The 1,734-nt window shown below is 58.5% G+C and carries 3 protein-coding genes; all 3 read left to right on the top strand.

The window, feature by feature from the left end; genetic code table 11:
• The first annotated feature begins 331 nt into the window (after window positions 1-331).
• The 3 genes from ACP5VX_RS02645 to ACP5VX_RS02635 are packed head-to-tail and all read left to right on the top strand — an operon-like array spanning window position 332 to window position 1,563.
• Window positions 332-772, top strand: a complete 441-nt coding sequence (locus ACP5VX_RS02645) for a GIY-YIG nuclease family protein (RefSeq protein ID WP_428724356.1) — start codon at window positions 332-334, stop codon at window positions 770-772.
• A 36-nt stretch (window positions 773-808) separates the two neighbouring features.
• On the top strand, window positions 809-1,252 hold the full coding sequence (locus ACP5VX_RS02640; RefSeq protein ID WP_428724352.1) for an OB-fold nucleic acid binding domain-containing protein: 444 nt from the start codon (window positions 809-811) through the stop codon (window positions 1,250-1,252).
• Window positions 1,252-1,563, top strand: coding sequence for a PqqD family protein (locus ACP5VX_RS02635; RefSeq protein WP_428724351.1), 312 nt, complete (start codon window positions 1,252-1,254; stop codon window positions 1,561-1,563). Before ACP5VX_RS02640 ends, ACP5VX_RS02635 begins: the two co-directional genes overlap by 1 nt.
• The last annotated feature ends 171 nt before the right edge of the window (window positions 1,564-1,734 follow it).

Here is a 1,734-nt window from a genome sequence, read left to right as displayed (position 1 = left end):
GGAGTAGATTAGCCGGCCCCCACGACGACTAGCATTTACGAACAGCATAGTAACCTAGAAACGTATTCGCCTTCCGGGAAACATCTGTCGAGGGCCCCACTCAATCAGGGCCTTGGGGGCCTCGTCCCGGCGACGACCCTACCTCCCCCTTCAACACCCCTAGTGGAGTACCCGGGAGTCCAGCAACGAGCCGAGCCCGCCGTTACACAACCCTTACACGAGCTAGCGGGGGTCAGCTGAGTAACTCCTCATCAGGTCTCAGCTGAAACCGAGGCTCATCACTACCTTAAAATCACTCTACACGGTGATAAAAGGGTGGTCGTCGCGTTTGGTGAAAGGGCTCTACGTACTGGTGCTCACCCTTGAGGAGGACTTAAGGGTGGTTACACGCGGAGGGAGGGTGTTCGATCTACCGAGGGGTGTCTACTTCTACGTTGGCTCAGCTAGGGGCCCCGGCGGCGTGGAGGCGAGGGTGAGAAGGCACGCCTCTAAGTCGAAGAAGCTCTTCTGGCATATCGACTACGTTACGTCTGACCCGAGGGCGAGGGTCTTGGGCTACTTTGCGGTTACCGATGTGCGTGTTCGGGAACACGACCTCTCTACATTGCTCTCGGGGGTTTTCGAGCCGGTGAAGGGGTTCGGTTCTAGCGACGACCCGGCCGCGGTATCGCACATGTTCAGGTGTCGGTGGGACGTCCCCGAGTGTCTGGAGAGAGCCTCGAGGATGCTCGGCGAGCTGGGTGTAACCGTCAAGTTTATTAGAGCCCTCTAGCTTAGGGGTTAGCAACGTATTGGAGTCGAAATCGTAATGGAACGTGAGTCGGAAGAGGAGTCGGGGGGAAACCCCGTTAATATAATAGACCTAAAACCCGGAATGGAACACGTGAAGATCAAGGGCAGGGTCCTAGAAGCCGGTCCTCCCAAAGTAATCCAGACGAAGAAGGGGCCGCGTACGATCAGCAACGCTGTAATTGGCGACTCGACCGGTAGGGTAGAGACGACCCTGTGGGGCGAGAAGGCGGGTACCATCAAGGAAGGGCAGGCGGTCGAGATAACCGGTGCCTGGACAACGAGCTTCCGAGGCAAGGTCCAGCTGAACGTTGGAAGGTCAAGCGAGATAAAGGAGGTCTCCGACGCCGAAGTCCCCCAGCCGAGCGAGGTACCGGCCGACTCGCCTACAGCGCCGGAGGAGGAGCGACGCCCCGGTTTCCAGGGCCGGAGGCGCGGTGGGTTCAGGCCGAGGCGAGGGTAATGAGCGAGGAGCACACCGCGGGCACAGGGGCCAGGAGCCGTTACGAGGAGATAAGGGGCCTTAAGCCGCTGAGGCAAGGAACCTTCCTTGGAGAGGAGGGCGAGAAGTTCTACGTCGCGAAGAGCGAGGAAGAGGTGTACGAGCTGTCGCCGCTAGCGTACTACGTCTGGCTACTGTGCGACGGGGAGCACACAGTGGAGGACGTAGCGAACACCCTCAGTAGCGAGGTAAACATGCCTCTCGAGGACATCGTTGAACCCCTCGTCGAGGTGCTCGAGAGCCTACACGGTGCGCAGCTGGTCGTATACTGACCGCGCCCGTGGCCCCCGTTCGTATATAAGTCCATTTTTTAGATAAATCCTCCTTGAGAGAGTTATGTCGCCTGCGTTTCTAGTCGCAATAGCATTACTGGTGGCGAGCCTGTCAGTTGTGCCGACTACTCTAGGGCAGGACTTCACGCCTACCGTACAACAGGTCTACGT

Source organism: Thermogladius sp. (genome assembly GCF_049970955.1).
Lineage (GTDB): Archaea > Thermoproteota > Thermoprotei_A > Sulfolobales > Desulfurococcaceae > Thermogladius.
This window is presented reverse-complemented; position numbering and strand designations above follow the sequence as displayed.

Bases quoted from the DNA above. Each gene is read 5' to 3' on its own strand.
- ACP5VX_RS02640 (WP_428724352.1), top strand. From the start codon at position 809: ATGGAACGTGAGTCGGAAGAGGAGTCGGGGGGAAACCCCGTTAATATA.
- ACP5VX_RS02635 (WP_428724351.1), top strand. From the start codon at position 1,252: ATGAGCGAGGAGCACACCGCGGGCACAGGGGCCAGGAGCCGTTACGAG.